The following is a 16028-nucleotide window of genomic DNA, read 5'->3' as shown; positions in this document are numbered from 1 at the left end:
CAAGGGTGGGCGACATCCATAACGGGTTAGTCGGCTGCGAGCTCACGCCACGCTTGGACAACGGCTTCGGTGGTGGTCACCGTCGCGAGCAGGGCCAACGTGTTGTCGATGACCGACTCGGCGTATTCGCGTGGATAGCCACTCACCGCGTCGCGGGGCAGCACGAACTGGTAGCTGCGGTTGACGGCGTCCATCACGAAGTTCGTGATCGCGATGTTGACCGAAACACCCACGCCCACAATGGTTCTGACATTCAGGTTGCGCAGCACCGAGTCGAGGTCGGTGCCGGTCATGGGGCCGACGCCGTGTAGACGGGTCAGAACGATGTCACTGGGCGCCTGGCCGAGTTCGGGCAGCACGGAGGCGCCCGGACTGCCGGGCGTCAAGTCGGCGGCGAAGGACTTACCGGCCATGAACAGCCGGGCGTTGGTGTTGGAGCCCCGTTGGTCCTGGCGCTTCTGGATCAGGCAGTGCACCACCGTGACCCCGGCTGCCCGGGCGGCGTCGAGCAGGGTGGCGATATTCGGAATCGCCTCGCGGCGCGCTTCTTCTGCGAGCATCGGCAGCCCCGCTTGCGGGCCGATGACCCCGCCCTGACACTCCTGGGTGACGAGCGCGGTGGTGGCGGGGTTGAGAAGATCGAGCAGGCGTGGTTGCGGCATGAGAACAGACGTTATCGTGTCACGGCAACTTGTGTTTACCGCGGAGGCCAAATGGACGGTTGGGAACTTGAAGTCCGAGAGTCGGTTCGCCAGACGCTATCCGACTACACCGCCGCCACCGACCGGTTCGATCTGCACGCGCTGGCGCAGTGCTTTGCACCCGAAGGTGTGCTGGAATTCAGCGGCGGCTCCGGACCGCTGACGGGCCCCGCGGCGATCGAAGCGGGTCTGGGCGCCGCGATGGCCGGGCAGCCGGATTCCGCTCGGCGCGCGCCGTCCCACGTCCGGCACCACGTTTCGAGCGTCCGGTTCGGACAGGTGGCCCGAGATCGCGTCGAAGTCAGCAGCTATTTTGCCGTGCACACCGACGTCGGGCTCGACCATTGGGGCCGCTATCGCGACGTCCTGGTGCCCGTCGCCGGGCGATGGCTGTTCGCGCACAGGCGCATCGGCGTCGACGGGTTCGCGGCCGACAGCCTTATGCGATGAACTCCTCGGCGAACGCCCGCGCGTGATCGATGACCTCGGCGCGGTCCGCACCCTGGGGAGCGATGGTCAGCCAGGTCACCCCCATGGACTCCAGCTTCGCGATCGTCGCGTGCCGTTCGTCGGTCGACCTGGTGTCGTCGAGCAGATTGCCCGCCGAAAAGCAGATGTCCAACGGTGCGGTGCGGCCGACTTCTGCCGCGTATCTCTTGGCCCACGCGATCACGGACTCCAGATCCTCGAGCGTGGAGATCTCCGCGGTGCGTGAGGCCGCCGCGTAGCCGAACGTGTTGAACGGCGCCCAGCCCTGGGCGCGGGACACCGCGCGCCGCACGGCGGGCTTGCTGTTGCCGCCGACCCAGATGGGTGGAGGCGTCGCAGGCACCGGCCGCAGCCGGACCCCGCGCGCGTTGAACGACGTGCCTTCGTATGCGGTGTCCTCACCGGTCATCAGCTTGCTCAGCACGTCGAGCGCCTCGTCGAGTAAGGCGCCTCGGGTGTCGAAATCGATTCCGAGTGCTTTGAATTCAGGCTTCAGGTAGCCAGCGGCGGTGCCGAGGATGAGCCTTCCGCCCGACAACACGGCGAGGCTCTGGATCGATTTCGCGCCGAGAAACGGGTTCCGATAGGCGGCGATGTAGACGTTGGTCAACAGCTTCACGTCGGTGGTGACCGCGGCGGCGAACGAAAGCGCGACGAACGGGTCAAGGGCGTGATGCCCGCCGTGGTCGAGCCACTTCGCATCGGGCGCGGGGTGGTCGGTGACATGGACCGCGGCGAATCCGCCGGCCTCGGCGCTGCGGGCGATCTCCGCTATCGCTTCGGCGGTGACGAACTCGGGCGCCGCCTCCACCCGCTGGGTGGGTAGTTCAAGCGAGTACGAAACGGTCACGGTGGTCCTTCCGGTTGGTGGCCCGATGATGCGACGAGGGTCGCCAGAGCCTGGGCGTGGTGGTCGGGGGTGCCGAAGATCAGCTGGGTGGTCTTCGCGCGGCGGACGTAGAGGTGTGCGTCGTGCTCCCAGGTGAACCCGATGCCGCCGTGGACGCGCATGTTGTCCAGCGCGACCTGCAGGAACGCCTCTGAGCACGCCATCTTGGCCACCGACGCCGCCACAGCGAGGTCCTCACCGTCGGGAAGTCCGGCGGCGTGCTGCACGGCGGATCGGGCGCCTTCCACCGCCACGAGCATGTCCGCGCAGCGGTGCTTGACGGCCTGAAAGCTGCCGATGGCCCGCCCGAACTGGATCCGTTCCTTGGCGTAGTTCACGGCCATGTCCAGGCATCGTTGCGCGGCGCCGAGCTGTTCGGCGGCGAGCGCGACGACCGCGAGGTGGTATGCCCGCTGCAGGCCGGGGGCCGCGCCGCCGTCGACGCCGATGCGCCGGGCGCTGACGCCGTCGAAGTTCAGCCGGGCCACCTTGCGCGTGCGGTCCAGCGTCGCCAGCGGCTCACGGGTGAGTCCGGCGGCATCCGAGGCATCCGTGTCGACCGCGAACAGCGTCGTGCCGACATCCGTATTCGCCACGGCCAAAACGGTATTCGCGGTGTATCCGTCGATGACGCGATCGGCGGCTCCGTACAGCCGATAGTCGGGGCCGCTGCGCGCCGTCAACGTCACCGCGGCGGGGTCGAAGGCATCGAGGGTTCCGTTGAAGATCACGGTGGCGGTCCTCGCGCCGTCGACAAGCGAGGGCAGGTACTCCCGCGCCGCGGCCGCATCGGCGCTGCCGAGCAGCGTCGGGATCGCCAACGCGACCGTGGCGAAGTACGGCGCGCACAGCAGTGCCGCGCCCATCTCCTCGAATACGACGGTCAGCTCCGCCATGCCCGCCCCGGCACCGCCGAACTCCTCGGGCACCGCGATCGCGGCCAGGCCGAGGTCGGCGGCCAGCTCACGCCAGAGGCCGTGGTCGTAACCGGAATCCATCGCGGTCCGTACTGCACTGCTGGGCGAGCGCGCGGCGAGGAAGTCGCGGACCACCTCGCGGAGGTCGCCCAGATCGACCGGTTCAGCCGTGGACACGCAGACCGCCTGCCCCACCTGCGGTCAATACCGTTGGTGCAGCCATGTTTTCCTTCCGCGCTGGCACGCCGGTGGCCGGCTTCGTGGTGAGCCGTCCTGCGACCGCACCCATTCGAGACTTCCCGGGATAGGCATTACCGATGGAGGATAGTATCTTTTCCTGAAAGAGAGAATAAGCATTCTCGCAACGAAGGAGCGGCGCGGTGACCACCCTCGACTACGGCATCATTGACTGCGATACGCACTGCTACGAGACACGCGACGCCTTTACCCGATACCTGCCGGAAGAGTTCAAGGACCGCGCGATCACGACCGTGCGGGGCGCTGACGGGGTGGAGGCGATCCTCGCGGGCCACCGTGTGGCGACGTTCAACAGCGAAGGCGGTCTCGGCCTGGACGTGGCGTACCGCCCAGGTTCGCTCAAGGAGATGCTGCGCCAGATGGGTTCGGGCAACCCCGAGGAATCCTACGAACCGCAGCCCATGCAACCGGAGTACATCGAACGTTCGGCCCGGCTGGCGGTGATGGCCAAGCAGAACGTCGAGCGGATGGTGATCTATCCCAGCGGGATGGCGCTGGCCGCCGAACACTACGTCGACGACACCCCTGCGCTGTATGCCAACCTGCGGTCGTTCAACCGCTGGATCGACGAGGAGTGGGGCTTCAACTTCGAGGACCGCATCTACGCGGTGGCGATGCTGTCACTGCGCGACCTCGACTCCGCGGTCGCGGAGACGGAGGCGATCATCGCCGCGGGCGCCAAGTTCGTGATGCTGCCGACCGGCCCGGCCTACGGCCGGTCGCCGGGCGATCCCTACTTCGACCCGATCTACGCGCGGCTCGAAGAGGCCGGTTGCGTGCTGGTGTACCACATCATGCCGTTCTGGTACTTCACCGCGATGTCCCCCGCGTGGGGACAGAACCCCGACCCCGCGTCGTGGCATATGTCGGCGTGGCAGTGGATGAACATCTACGGTCAGCGGCCGATCGAGGACACGCTGTCGGCGCTGGTCTTCGACAACCTGTTCGGCCGTTTCCCGAAGCTCAACGCGCTGGTGGCCGAGCACGGCGCCGAGTGGGTGCCGTTCTTCATCAAGCACATGGACAAGAGCAGGGGGATGGGCCGCAACGGGCCGTGGATCGGTGGCAAGCTGACCGAGCGGCCGTCGGCGATCTTCCGCAGGCACGTCCGCGTGGTGCCGTACCCGGAGGACGACGTTCCGGGCATCGTTTCCAGTCTCGGCTACGACGACGTGCTGGTGATGGGTTCGGATTTCCCGCACGCCGAAGGGCTGGCCGAACCGGCGGACTTCGTCAAACTGCTCGACCCGCTCGACGACGCGGCGAAGCGACGCATCATGCGCGGTAACGCCGAACAACTGTTGCTGGGGAGCTGACCGGTAGTGGGCACCGAGGGAGATGCCGCCCTCGACGATGCTGTCGACATCGAACTGGTTCGTGATGCGGCGCGAGAGTTCCTGGCCGGATGCGGAACGCAGGACGCGCTCAAGGACCTCGCGGCGATGGACTGGACGGGACTGCTGGTCGACGAGGAGCTCGGCGGCAGCGGATGGCGTCCGGTCGAGACCACGGTGATCGCCGAGGAACTCGGCCGGTCGGGGAACTCGACGCACTGGCTGGGCTGCGTCACCGCGGCGGCGGCCCTGAGTTCGGCGCCGAGCGATGTGCGCGACCGATGGTTGCCCGCGATGCTCGACGGGACCGGCATGGCGGCGTGTGCGCTGACCGGGGCGGTCACCCGGGTGGCGCGCGCCGATGCGGTCGAGATCATCGTCGCGTTCGACGGCAACGGAATTCAGCTGTTCGAGGCCGCCGATGCCCTGCCGCGCGAGGTCGACGACGAGCTGTTGGACGTCAACCGGCCGGTGTGGCGGGTAGCGCTGGCCGGCGCGGACAGTGTGCAGATCGGCGGACCCGACCGGGCCCGGCAGCTGCTCGCACTGGCCAGAGTCTTGCTCAGCGCGGATTCGCTGGGCGCGCTGTCGGCGACCTTCGAGCGGTTGGTCGCCTACCTCAGGGATCGCGTGGCGTTCGGTGCGCCGATCGCGAGTTTCCAAGCGGTGCAACACCGTCTGGTGGAGCTGTTGGTGTTCGAGGCCAAGGCCCGCGCGGTTCTCACCAAGGCCGCCCGTGCGCTGGCCGCCGAATGTGCGACGGGGGTGCAGTTGTCCGCCGCGGCGCATGCCTTCGTGGCAGCCAACGCCGCCGCCGCCGTCGACGAGTGCATGCAGCTCTCCGGCGGCATCGGTTTCACCTGGGAGTATCCGCTGCACCATGAGCTGCGGCGGGTCTTCACCAACGGATATCTGCTCGGCACGGCGCGCTCGAGTCGCGCGCTCTTCGCGGCGGGGGCCGGCTGGTGAGTGCCCCGAGTGCCCGGCCCACCGACACCGAGCTGACCGAGTTCCGTGACCGCGTGAGAGCTCATGTCGCCGAATATGCGCCGCCGTTCGAGGCCCGCGAGGGACATCGGGCGCCGGAGGATGCCGGGCAGGAAACCCGGCTGCGCACCTGGTTTGCGTCGCTGTTCCACGCCGGTTTCGTCGGCGGGGACTGGCCGGTCGAGTACGGCGGACGCGCCGACCACCATCCGCTGCACGACCGGATTGTTTCCGAGGAGATCCTGCGGGCGCGTGCTCCGCGGCCGGTCGACCAGGTCAACCTGGCGGCGCACGTACTGCTGCAATTCGGCTCCGATGAGCAGAAAGCCGCGCTGCTGCCGCGGATCCGGAGCAGCGAGCATGTGTGGTGCCAGTTGCTCAGCGAGCCCGACGCGGGCAGCGATATCGCCGCCGTGCGTTGCAGGGGCACCGCGCAGCCCGACGGATCATGGGTGATCGACGGGCAGAAGACGTGGATCACCGACGGGCACTGGGCCGACATGGGGTTGGCGCTATTCCGCACCGATCCGTCGTCGTCACGGCACCACGGCCTGTCGGCGTTCAGCGTGCCGTTGGCCGCACCGGGCATCGAGATCCGTCCGATCCGCACGATCAACGAGGCGATCGAGGTCAACGAGGTCTTCTTTGACGGTGTGAGGATCGCTGCCGACAGCCTGATCGGCGCGCCGGGCCAGGGCTGGTCGATCATCATGGCGGGACTGGATTTCGAACGCTTCGGCATCGGCGGCAACGTCATCCTGCTGGAACTGCTGATCGACGACCTGGTCACGGTGGCTCGTCACGGCCGGATCGACGACATGCCCGCACTGCAGCACGAGGACATCCGCCATCAGGTCACCGACTTGGCGGTCGAGGTCGAGGTGGCCAAAGCCTTCATCGACGACCACGTCGAACGCATGGTGGCCGGTACCGAGCAGACCGGGGACGGTTCGATCGCCAAGCTCAGCTTCGCCGAGACGTATCACCGGGTTTCGGCCTACGGCGCGCAGCTGTCGGCGATGGTCTGCACGGTCGCCTCCGATCCGGGCGTGGCACTGGCCAAACAGCGTCTGAAAGAATGCTGGCTGTGGTCGCGTGCATACACCGTGTCCGGTGGCAGCTCTGAGATGATGCGCAACATCCTGGCCAAACGACGCCTCCAATTGCCGACGCGCTGATGGCGCAGACCTATTGGGGCTTGGTCGACGCGGCGGCCCAGAAGCATCCCGACCGCGTCGTACTCGTTGACGACTACGGCCGCAGCTTGACGAACAGCCAGTTGCGCGATGCGGCGGAGCGCGCCGCCGCCGCGTTCGCCGAGCGTGGGGTCGCGGAAGGCACCGTGGTGACGTGGCAACTGCCGAGCACTCTGGAGACGATGGTCGTGATGGTGGCGCTGACCCGACTCGGCGCAATCCAGAACCCGGTACTGCCGATCTGGCGCGAAGCCGAAATCCGGTTTGTGACCGCGCAACTCGGTACCGAGATCTTCGTCGTTCCCGGGATGTGGCGCGGATTCGATCACGTCGCGCTCGCCGAGGAGCTGACCCGCGAACGGCCGATGACGATTGTGGTCGTGGACCACGGCGCGCCGGTCGCCGGGGATCTTCGGCTGCCGGGGGGCGATCCGGCGCTGCTGCCGTCACCACCGACCACCGACGAGGATGCGCGGTGGGTCTACTACTCGTCGGGCACGACCGCAGCACCGAAAGGTATCCGGCACTGTGACCGCTCGGTGATCGCCGGTTCGGCGGGGGTGGTGGGGATGTTCGGCGCCTCGAGCAGCGACGTCAACCCGATCGCGTTTCCGGTGTCGCACATCGGCGGTGCGGCGATGTTGGCTGCCAGCCTGCTGACAGGTATGCGCCTGGTGCTGTTCGACGCATTCGATCCCGCCGTCACGCCGAAGGCAGTCGCCGCGCACCGTCCGACGATGCTCGGATCGGCAACGCCGTTTTTCGTTGCCTACATGGCTGCCCAGCGTGAACACGGCGCCGAGCCACTGTTTCCGGATTTACGCGGGTGTGTCGGAGGGGGAGCGCCGATCACCCCCGAACTGGGGCGGCAGGCACGCGAGACGCTTTCGGTCGCCGGCATCGCGAACTCGTGGGGGCTGACCGAGTTTCCGGTCGTGACCTCGCCGCCGCCGGACGGCGAACCCGAAGTCCTCGATCACACGGTCGGGCGGCCGGTGCCGGGCGTGTCGGTACGGGTGGTCGACGAGAACGAGCGTGTGGTGGGGGTCGGTGAGGAAGGCGAACTGCGCCTCAAGGGGCCCCAGTGTTTCCTGGGCTACGTCGATTCGTCGCTTGACGCCGATGCGTTCGACGCCGACGGCTGGTTCCGTAGCGGTGATCGGGGACGGATCGACGCCGACGGCAATGTCGCGGTCACCGGCCGGATCAAGGACGCGATCATCCGCAATGCGGAGAACATCTCGGCGCTGGAGATCGAGGGCGTGTTGGCCACCCATCCCGCCGTCGCCGACGTCGCGGTCATCGGGGTGCCGGATCCCCGTACCGGAGAACGGGTTTGTGCTGTCGTCGTACCGGAGCCCGAAACCGAGATCACGCTGTCGGTGCTGGCCGAACATTGTCAGGGACAAGGCTTGAGCCGTCACAAATCGCCCGAGCGTCTCGAACTGGTAGACGCGCTGCCGCGAAACCTGACCGGCAAGGTGTTGAAGAACGAACTGCGCGCACGCTTCCTTCACGCCGAAAGGGACAAACGGGCGGGAAAGTGCGAGTAGATCGCGCCGAAACGTCGATCTCGGCGGGGAGGTTGTGCTCGGCGGAAAGCTAGATCCCGATCAGCTGCTTCAGGTTGCCGCCCATGACCTGTGCGGTGGTGTCCGCAGGCAGGTTCTCGAGTTCCGTGACGAACGACGAGGGTTCGGCGAGCCCCTCGGGATGGGGGTAGTCCGAGCCGAACATGACGCGGTCGGCGCCGAGCAGCTCCACGAGTTGCGACATGTCTTCCTCGTGAAACGGGTTGATCCAGACATGTCTGCGAAAAACGTCACCCGGATGCTCGTCGAAATCCTTCGGCCGCTTGCGGTACACCCGGTCGAACACGTCCAGCAGGCGGTACGCCCACGAGCCGCCGTTCTCGATGACACCGATACGCACCCCGGGAAAGCGCTCGAAGACACCGTGGGCGACGAATGCCGCAAGGGTATCGAAGATGTTTCGGCTCTCCTCGTAGATGAAACCGCGTAACTTGCTCAACGCGAACCCGTTGAACTCCGCGGCATCCTCCCAGTCGTCGACGTAGCGTTCGTAGCCGGAATCCGAATTGTGCATCTGCACCGCGATTCCCGATGACTCCACCAAACGCCAGAAGTCGTCGAACTCCGGCAGCGCGGGGGAGCGCGACGTGCCGTCTTCGCGCGGCACCGCCGCCGGCCGGATCAGCACCGTCCTGGCACCGTTCTCCAGGCACCACTCGAGCTCCCGGACACCCAACGCCGGATCGTTCAACGAGATCGCGGGCACCGGGAAGATCCGGTTCTGATAGTTGAACGTCCAGTCCTCCAGCAGCCACCGGTTGAACGCGTGCGTGACGGCGTGGGTGAGTTCGGTGTCGGATTTGGTGCGCTCCTCCAGCATGCCGGCCGTCGTCGGGAACATCACCGCACCGTCGACGCCCTGACGGTCCATCAACGCCAGGCGCAGGTCGGGGCGGCGGAACTCGTCGGGGCAGCGGATCGGCTCGGCGAGCTCACGCAGCGTCTTACCTTCGGGATTGATCCCCCGGAAGTAGTCCGACCAGGCACCCGGGGTCGGGATCACCTCGTAGGTCGGGTTGGGAATGGTCTCGGTGACGGTGCCGAGGATCTGAAGCTTTTTTCGTCCGTTGATGTCGACGAACTTCAGCGCCTCGGAGTACTTCTCCGGCAGGTAGCGCGTGTAGGCGTCGATCGTCTCGTACATGTGGTTGTCGGCATCCCACACCTCGAACGCTTTGTCGTCCACGAGCACCTCCACCGGCTATGAGAATAATGATTCTCAAGATAGCAAACGTCGGTATCCGTTGGGTGCCGGGTCTCACAGGTTCGTGAAGTGGCCGCCGTCGACACCAAGTGTCTGCCCGGTGACGTAACGGGCTTTCGGGCCGACCAGAAACGCGACAGCCGGGCCGATGTCTCGCTCCGGGTCGCCGATCCACCCGAGCGGGATACGTCGCGCCAACCTCTCCTGCATCGCCGGCTCCGCGGCGATCGCCGCCGTCAGCGCGGGCGAGTACGCCAACGGTGACACCGCGTTCACCGTGATGCGGTGCGGGGCCCACTCGCGGGCCAAGCTTTTGGCGAAGCCACGAAGCGCGCCCTTCATCGTGGCGTACAGGGGCAGCGTCGCGCTGCCCTCGATACCCGCAGGCGAGGTCATGACGAGAAACGTGCCGCCGCGCTCCTGGAGCGCCGGCAGCGCGGCGGCGGCGCAATGATGCGCACCGCCAAGCGACACCGAGAAGTGGTTTTCCCACAACGCGCGATCCACATCCGCCAGCTGGTGTGGTCGGCTCGACAGGTTGCTGGTGGCGTTGTGCACCACGGCGTCGAGGCGCCCGCTCGTCGTGATGGCCTGGTCGACGGCCGCGGTGACCGCTTGGCCGTCGGTCACATCGCAGCGCACCCAAATCGCCCGATGTCCCCGTGAGGTGATCTCGGCTGCCACGTCCTGTCCGGTTTCAGACCGGGTCGCGACGACGACGCATGCGCCCTCGGCGGCCAGGGCCATCGCGATACCGCGCCCGACTCCGCCGCCGGCGCCGGTCACCAGTGCGGTGAGGCCGTCGAGCATCACGGCAGCATCACCGAACCGCCGTCGACGACAACGGTGTGGCCGGTCAGATGTGGAAGGTCCTCGCGCAGCAGGAACTTCGACGCCTCAACGACGGAATGCACGAGTGTGTGGTGATCGCCGTACGCGGGCGCCGACAGGTGGGAGTCCACCTCCGGCGCGGCGGTGAACAGCCGTGCGGGTGCTGCGACCATGTTGACCGCGATGCCCTCGGCACCCCATTGCCGCGCCGCGGATTTCACCATCGCCCGAACGCCTTCGAGCGCCGTCGTGCTTGCGCTGAGCCCGGCAGCGCCGGACATGCCGATCGTGGGCACCACGACAAGAATTCGGCCGCCTCGTTCCGGAATCGTGGCGTGGGCGCTCTGGAGCGCCACGAGCACTCGCCACATCACGTCGTTGACAGTGTCCTGCCAATCCGGTGAGACGGCGAGGCGCGTGTCCATGTTGCCGTCGATCACGACCACGTCGTCGACGGCTTCTCTCAGTGCCTGCGCCAGCGCCGCAGCCGGCCAGAGCACAATCGCCGTCATACGGCAGCGAGCGCCGCGAGTTCGCGTTTGACGACCTTGCCGACGTCGTTGCGCGGTAGCTGCTCGACGAAGACGACGCGCACCGGAACCCGGTAGGGCGTCAGACGCTCACGACACCAGGTGATCAGGTCCTCCTCGGCCAGCTTGTCGTCGGCACGTGCGACGAAGGCCCACGGGACCTCGCCGAGGCGGTCGTCGGGGACGCCCACCACCGCGGCTTCTCGCACACCGTCGGCGGCCAACAGCACATCCTCGACGGTGCCGGGAAACACCTTCAGCCCGCCGCGGTTGATCATGTCCGACACCCGCCCGTCGAGCCACAGGAACCCGTCGTCGTCGAACCAGCCAAGGTCCCCGGTGTGAAACCAGCCGTCTTCGGTGAGCCGGTCGAGGAAGGCGGGGTCGATCTTGCGGGCAGCGGTCGTCGGCGTGCGGACCAGCACTTCGTCGTCGGCGATCTTGACGTCGATGCCCGGGAGCGGCCGACCGACGGAGCCCAACTTCGTCGTACCCCATTCGCGGGCATCGGCGGCCGACCATCCGACAACCTCACCGCCGAGTTCGGTCTGGCCGTACGAATTCAGCACGAGTACCCCGAACCTGTCGCGGAACCGGGCCGCGTGGACGGGGGATAGCGGGGCGGTGATGGACCGGACGATCTTCAGCGGGTCGAGGTCCGTTACCGACTCGTCGTGCAGGACCATGGTCAATGCTGCCGGGGGTAACACGGTGGACCGCAGCTGGTGGCGCTTCACCAGCGCCGCGAAATCCTCAGGCGAGAACCTGTCCATCAACACGACGCCAGAGCCCGCCCGGAACGCGAACAGCACCTGGTAGATACCGGCCCACAGGGACAACGACAGCGGCACCAGATTGGGCATCGCCGCACGGTCTGTCTTCGGGCCGGCACCTTTCGTCCCGCGCAGCTTCGCCAGCAGCCGGTCGATCAGGTCCAGCACGGTGGTGTGGCGCAGCGGCACCGGTTTGGGCGGGCCAGTCGTGCCCGAGGTGAACTGCAGCAGCGCAACGTCGGCGTCGTACCGCTGCGCGTCGGTGCGTGTTTCGGAGGACGAGGTCAACCTCCACGCCATGCCCGAGCCGGTGACAACGGGTAAGAAGAACGTCGAAAATCTATGAGCCAGTGCAGGTGTCGTGATCACCGCAACTGGTTTGAGGGTGTCGAGCTGGGCGGCCACCTCCGCATCGGCCGCCCTGGGGTTCAGCGGTGTGTACACGCCGCCCGCGCGCCACGTGCCGAACAACGCCGCGACCGTGGTGGCGTCGTTGGGCAGCATCACCGCCACCACCTGGCCGGTCGTCAGGCCGGCTTCGGTGAGGATCGCGCTCAGCTCATCTGCGCTCGCCAGGAGGTCGGCACGGGACACCTGAGCCGCCATCGTGTGCACGGCGGTGTCGGGAAGACCGGCCAGCAAGTCGGCAAGGCTCACGAATCAGCCTCCAGCGGCGCCCAATTGGGGGTCCGCTTGTCGGCGAACGCCTGTGGTCCCTCGTTCTGGTCGGGATGGCCCCACATCGACGTGAGGTGTTTGGCGCCCTCGCGACAGGCATCGGTCAGGCCCTGCTCGAGTGCGCCCCACAGTGCGCGTTTGGTGGCCCGCATCGCGGCGGGCGAGTTCCTGGCGATCTTCTCGGCGAGTTCTTGCGCGACGTGGGGCAGCCGCTCGGGCGGATCGACGATCTGGCTGATCATGCCCAACTGGTATGCCCGTTGGGCGCTGAGACGCTCATGGCTGCCGACGAGCGCCATCCGTAACACCGCCTCAGCGGGCATCTTCCGCATCAGCGCGATCGTCTCCAATGCGCTGACCTGGCCGATGGAGACGTGCGGGTCGACGAACGTGGCATCCGATGACGCGATGACGATGTCGGCGTCGGCGACCCAGTGCAGTCCGCCGCCTGCGCACACCCCGTTGACCGCGGTGATCACGGGCTTTCCGACATTGCAGTGCCAGGCCGTCAACTTCAGGTCCAACGTGCGCATGGCCTCCTGGAACTGCTGCACGCCCTCGCCGTCGAGATCGTCGACGTCGGCGCCCACCTGAAACGCCCTGCCGTTGCCGGTGTGCACGATCACGCGCACATCAGGGTCGGCGTCCAGTTCCGCCCATGCCCTGGGAAACTCATTGCGCATCACCGCGTCATACGCGTTGAGCCGGTCGGGCCGGTTGTTGATGATCCAGCCGACCGGGCCGCGGCGCTCGACGATCAATCTGTGATAGGTCACGAAACCTCCACCGTGTCGAGTGGGTGCCAGCGTGCCGGGCGCCTTTCTCGCCACGCCCGTGCCCCTTCGGCGTGGTCGGGGTGGTCGCGTAACCGCCAGATCTCCTGGTGGGCAGCGGCTCTGGCGTCGGACAGCCCGACTTCCAAGCTGTGCCACAACGCCTTCTTGGTGGCGCGCATCGCGGTGGGCGAATTGGTCGCCACGGCGGCGGCCAGCCGCCCGGCCGCCACCCGCAGCTGATCGCCCGGGACGACCTGCGAGACGATCCCCAACTCGTATGCGCGCTGGGCCGAGATGCGCTCACCTCTGCCGCTCAACGTCATTCGGGTGATCGCCTCCATCGGCGACTTTCGCAACAGCGTGATCGCCTCGTAGGCGACGGCTTGTCCGACCGACACATGCGGGTCGACGAACGTCGCCTCCTCGGCGGCGATGACGATGTCGGCGTCGGCGACCAAATGCAGGCCGCCGCCCGCGCAGACCCCGTTGACGGCCGCGATCACCGGCTTCCACACGTCGCAGTGCCACGATGAGATCTTCAGCTCGGCATCCCGGGTGCGGCGCGAGTGCTTGCGCATGGCCTGCTTGTCCCTGGCCACCTGTACGACGTCCATCCCGGTGCAGAACGCGTTTCCGTTGGCGGTGGTGACGATGACACGGACGGCGGGATCGGCGTCCAACCGCGCCCATGCGGTCTCGAGTTCGTCGAGCATCAACGCGTCGAAGGCGTTGCCGGCCTCCGGACGGTTCAAGGTGAGCCATCCGATGCCGTCGGACGTGTCGACGATCAACCGCTCATATCCGCTCATGAGCGGGGAATATCTTTCCACGGCTTGCCTTTCCAGGGGTCGGGCTCCCTGGGCAAGCCGAGGACCCGTTCACCGAGGATGTTCTTGTTGATGTCGGTGGTGCCGCCCTCGGTGCTGTTGGCCAAACTGCGCATCATCCCTTGGACCTCGCGTGGCAGCGCATCCGGATCGTCGCCGTCCGGCCATGCCACCGCGGCGGTGCCCAGGAGGTCCACCATCAGGTCCTGGATCTGCTGGTTGAGCGTGGCCTGATGGACCTTGCCGATCGAGGACGCCGCACCGGGAGACTGCCCGGCCGACAGGGCAGCACCCACACGCGCGTTGGTCCAGCCGCGGATCTGCTCCTGGGCCCACAGCCGCATGATCTTGTTTCGCACGTCGGCGTCGCCCCACCGGCCGGTTTCCTGGGCAAGTGAGATCAACCGTGCCGCGCTGGATCCGCCGAGGCGGCCCATGCCACCGGAACCCGAACCCGACACCATCTGGCGCTCACTGGACAACGTGGACGCGCTGACCCGCCAGCCATTGTTGACCTCGCCGACCCGATGCGCATCGGGCACCCGCGCACCGTCGAGGAAGACCTCGTTGAACTCCGCCTCACCGGTGATCTGGCGCAGCGGCCGGACCTCCACGCCGGGTTGGTGCATGTCGAGCAGGAAGTAGGTGATGCCTTGGTGTTTGGGCTGATCGGGATCGGTGCGGGCGAGCAGGATCGCGTAGTCGGCCTCGTCGGCCCAGGTGGTCCACACCTTCTGCCCGGAGATCACCCAGTGGTCCGCGTCGCGTACCGCGCGGGTCGCCAGCGACGCGAGGTCAGAACCCGCGCCGGGCTCGCTGAACAGCTGACACCACTTCTCCTCGTTGCGGACGATGGGTGGCAGGAAGCGCCGACGCTGCTCTTCTGTGCCGTGGCTGAACAGCGCCGCGGCGGCGTTGTTGAGCCCCAGCGGATTGAGCCGGGTCAGCCGCAACGGTGCGAGCACGGAGTCAATGGCGCGGGCGACGTCGTTGCCGATCCCGAGGCCGCCGTGTTCGGGAAGCCAGGTCGGCGCGACCAGACCCGTGTGCGCGAAGATCGGATACCAGTCGCGGTATTCCTGTGGCGTGCGAACGGACCTCAACGCAGCCGGCCCCTCGGCCGCGGCCGCTCGCCAGCGGGCCGGCACCTGAGCCTCGACCCACTCGCCCACCACGCCGACGGCGTCGCAGGCGGAGGTGTCCGGGGTAATTGGCAACGGGCCCATGGTCTTCGTCAACGCCCTGTGAAATCTGCGTCGCGTTTGTCGCGAAAGGCCGCCAGACCTTCCTTGAAGTCCTCGCTGCGGCTGGACAGTTCGAGCGCCATCGCCTCGTTCTGCAGATGGCGGTCGAGATCCAACCCGTTGCCGCTGTGCAGCAGCCACTTGGTCAGGCCGAGCGCCACCGTCGGCGCAGCGGCCAGCCGGCCGACGAGTTGCGCTGCGGCAGCATCGAGTTCGGTGTCGGGATGCGCACCGTGGATGATGCCCCATTCGGCGGCCGTGGTTCCGGGCAGCTCTTCGCCCAGCATCAGCAGCTGTCGGGCCCGCACCATCCCGACGAGGCGGGGCAGCAGCCAGGCCGCACCGCTGTCGGGGGTGAAGCCGCGCGCCATGAACGGTTCCCAGAACCGGGCATCTTCGGCGGCGATGCAGAAATCCGATGCCAGCGCGAGGTGGAAGCCCAGCCCGGCCGCCCAGCCGCGGACCACCGCGACGACGGGCACCTGCGTCTCGAGCAGTAGCGGGATCAGCCGATTGGCCTTGTTGGGCAGCCGGCGCTGGGTGCTGCCCACCCGGGGTTTGCGTTCAGACTTCGCGTTGTTGGCGATCAGATCGGAACCCGCGCAGAAGTCCGGACCTTCGGCGTCGATGCGGATGACGCGCACCGATTCGTCGACGCCTGCGGCGGCAAGGTGGCCGATCATCGCGTCGAGCATGGTGTCGTTGACGGCGTTACGCCGGTCAGCCCGATCCAACGTCAGATGCAGCACCGGGCCGCGGTGGTCGGCCAGGAGCCCGGGAACGCTGTCGTACGTCACGCTGC

16 protein-coding genes are annotated in these 16028 nt (G+C 67.3%); 5 read left to right on the top strand and 11 right to left on the bottom strand.

The genetic code is table 11. The features are described 5' to 3' along the window. Nucleotides 1–26 precede the first annotated feature (26 nt). Nucleotides 27–662, bottom strand: a complete 636-nt coding sequence (locus tag K3U96_RS24775; protein WP_069404451.1) for a cysteine hydrolase family protein — start codon at nucleotides 660–662, stop codon at nucleotides 27–29. 51 nt (nucleotides 663–713) lie between these two features. On the opposite strand from K3U96_RS24775, the gene K3U96_RS24770 reads away from it, so the two are divergent. Next, the gene (locus K3U96_RS24770) at nucleotides 714–1151 is read left to right on the top strand and encodes a nuclear transport factor 2 family protein (protein ID WP_069404452.1); all 438 of its coding nucleotides are present in this window, start codon (nucleotides 714–716) and stop codon (nucleotides 1149–1151) included. On the opposite strand, the gene K3U96_RS24765 is transcribed toward K3U96_RS24770, so the two are convergent. Beyond that, nucleotides 1141–2040: a TIGR03619 family F420-dependent LLM class oxidoreductase gene (locus K3U96_RS24765; RefSeq protein WP_220691400.1), complete on the bottom strand. Its 900-nt coding sequence runs from the start codon at nucleotides 2038–2040 to the stop codon at nucleotides 1141–1143. The two genes, K3U96_RS24770 and K3U96_RS24765, sit on opposite strands and share 11 nt — an antisense overlap. Beyond that, nucleotides 2037–3173 (bottom strand): acyl-CoA dehydrogenase family protein, encoded by a 1137-nt coding sequence (locus tag K3U96_RS24760; RefSeq protein ID WP_230982284.1) that lies wholly within the window; start codon nucleotides 3171–3173, stop codon nucleotides 2037–2039. Before K3U96_RS24760 ends, K3U96_RS24765 begins: the two co-directional genes overlap by 4 nt. A gap of 203 nt (nucleotides 3174–3376) precedes the next feature. Between K3U96_RS24760 and K3U96_RS24755 the strand changes: the two genes are divergently transcribed. Genes K3U96_RS24755 through K3U96_RS24740 form a run of 4 tightly spaced genes read left to right on the top strand, consistent with a single transcriptional unit; the run spans nucleotide 3377 to nucleotide 8324 of the window. Next, entirely contained in the window at nucleotides 3377–4570 is a 1194-nt protein-coding gene (locus tag K3U96_RS24755; RefSeq protein WP_220691399.1) for an amidohydrolase family protein, read from the top strand. 6 nt (nucleotides 4571–4576) lie between these two features. Then, the gene (locus tag K3U96_RS24750; RefSeq protein ID WP_220691398.1) at nucleotides 4577–5557 is read left to right on the top strand and encodes an acyl-CoA dehydrogenase family protein; all 981 of its coding nucleotides are present in this window, start codon (nucleotides 4577–4579) and stop codon (nucleotides 5555–5557) included. Then, nucleotides 5554–6753: an acyl-CoA dehydrogenase family protein gene (locus tag K3U96_RS24745; protein WP_220691397.1), complete on the top strand. Its 1200-nt coding sequence runs from the start codon at nucleotides 5554–5556 to the stop codon at nucleotides 6751–6753. The genes K3U96_RS24750 and K3U96_RS24745 overlap by 4 nt, the downstream gene beginning before the upstream one ends. After that, nucleotides 6753–8324, top strand: coding sequence for a class I adenylate-forming enzyme family protein (locus K3U96_RS24740; RefSeq protein WP_220691396.1), 1572 nt, complete (start codon nucleotides 6753–6755; stop codon nucleotides 8322–8324). Before K3U96_RS24745 ends, K3U96_RS24740 begins: the two co-directional genes overlap by 1 nt. Nucleotides 8325–8373: 49 nt before the next feature. Here the strand turns inward: K3U96_RS24740 and K3U96_RS24735 are convergent, their stop codons facing one another. From K3U96_RS24735 to K3U96_RS24700, 8 genes are all read right to left on the bottom strand, one after another. After that, on the bottom strand, nucleotides 8374–9507 hold the full coding sequence (locus tag K3U96_RS24735; RefSeq protein ID WP_220693683.1) for an amidohydrolase family protein: 1134 nt from the start codon (nucleotides 9505–9507) through the stop codon (nucleotides 8374–8376). Between the two features lie 114 nt (nucleotides 9508–9621). After that, nucleotides 9622–10377 carry an SDR family NAD(P)-dependent oxidoreductase gene (locus K3U96_RS24730; RefSeq protein WP_230982283.1) on the bottom strand — a complete coding sequence of 252 codons (756 nt, stop codon included), beginning with the start codon at nucleotides 10375–10377 and terminating at the stop codon, nucleotides 9622–9624. After that, a complete protein-coding gene (locus K3U96_RS24725) occupies nucleotides 10377–10910 on the bottom strand; it encodes an SDR family oxidoreductase (RefSeq protein ID WP_220691394.1) in 534 nt (177 codons plus the stop codon). Before K3U96_RS24725 ends, K3U96_RS24730 begins: the two co-directional genes overlap by 1 nt. After that, nucleotides 10907–12358, bottom strand: a complete 1452-nt coding sequence (locus K3U96_RS24720; protein ID WP_220691393.1) for a class I adenylate-forming enzyme family protein — start codon at nucleotides 12356–12358, stop codon at nucleotides 10907–10909. The genes K3U96_RS24725 and K3U96_RS24720 overlap by 4 nt, the downstream gene beginning before the upstream one ends. After that, nucleotides 12355–13155, bottom strand: a complete 801-nt coding sequence (locus K3U96_RS24715) for an enoyl-CoA hydratase/isomerase family protein (protein WP_220691392.1) — start codon at nucleotides 13153–13155, stop codon at nucleotides 12355–12357. Before K3U96_RS24715 ends, K3U96_RS24720 begins: the two co-directional genes overlap by 4 nt. Beyond that, nucleotides 13152–13964, bottom strand: a complete 813-nt coding sequence (locus K3U96_RS24710) for an enoyl-CoA hydratase/isomerase family protein (protein WP_220691391.1) — start codon at nucleotides 13962–13964, stop codon at nucleotides 13152–13154. The genes K3U96_RS24715 and K3U96_RS24710 overlap by 4 nt, the downstream gene beginning before the upstream one ends. Next, a complete protein-coding gene (locus tag K3U96_RS24705; RefSeq protein WP_220693682.1) occupies nucleotides 13961–15208 on the bottom strand; it encodes an acyl-CoA dehydrogenase family protein in 1248 nt (415 codons plus the stop codon). The genes K3U96_RS24710 and K3U96_RS24705 overlap by 4 nt, the downstream gene beginning before the upstream one ends. A gap of 8 nt (nucleotides 15209–15216) precedes the next feature. Then, nucleotides 15217–16023 carry an enoyl-CoA hydratase/isomerase family protein gene (locus K3U96_RS24700; RefSeq protein ID WP_069407621.1) on the bottom strand — a complete coding sequence of 269 codons (807 nt, stop codon included), beginning with the start codon at nucleotides 16021–16023 and terminating at the stop codon, nucleotides 15217–15219. Between the last annotated feature and the right edge of the window lie 5 nt (nucleotides 16024–16028).

The sequence above is a fragment of the Mycolicibacterium holsaticum DSM 44478 = JCM 12374 genome, from assembly GCF_019645835.1.
In the GTDB taxonomy this organism is placed as follows: Bacteria; Actinomycetota; Actinomycetes; order Mycobacteriales; family Mycobacteriaceae; genus Mycobacterium; species Mycobacterium holsaticum.
This window is presented reverse-complemented; position numbering and strand designations above follow the sequence as displayed.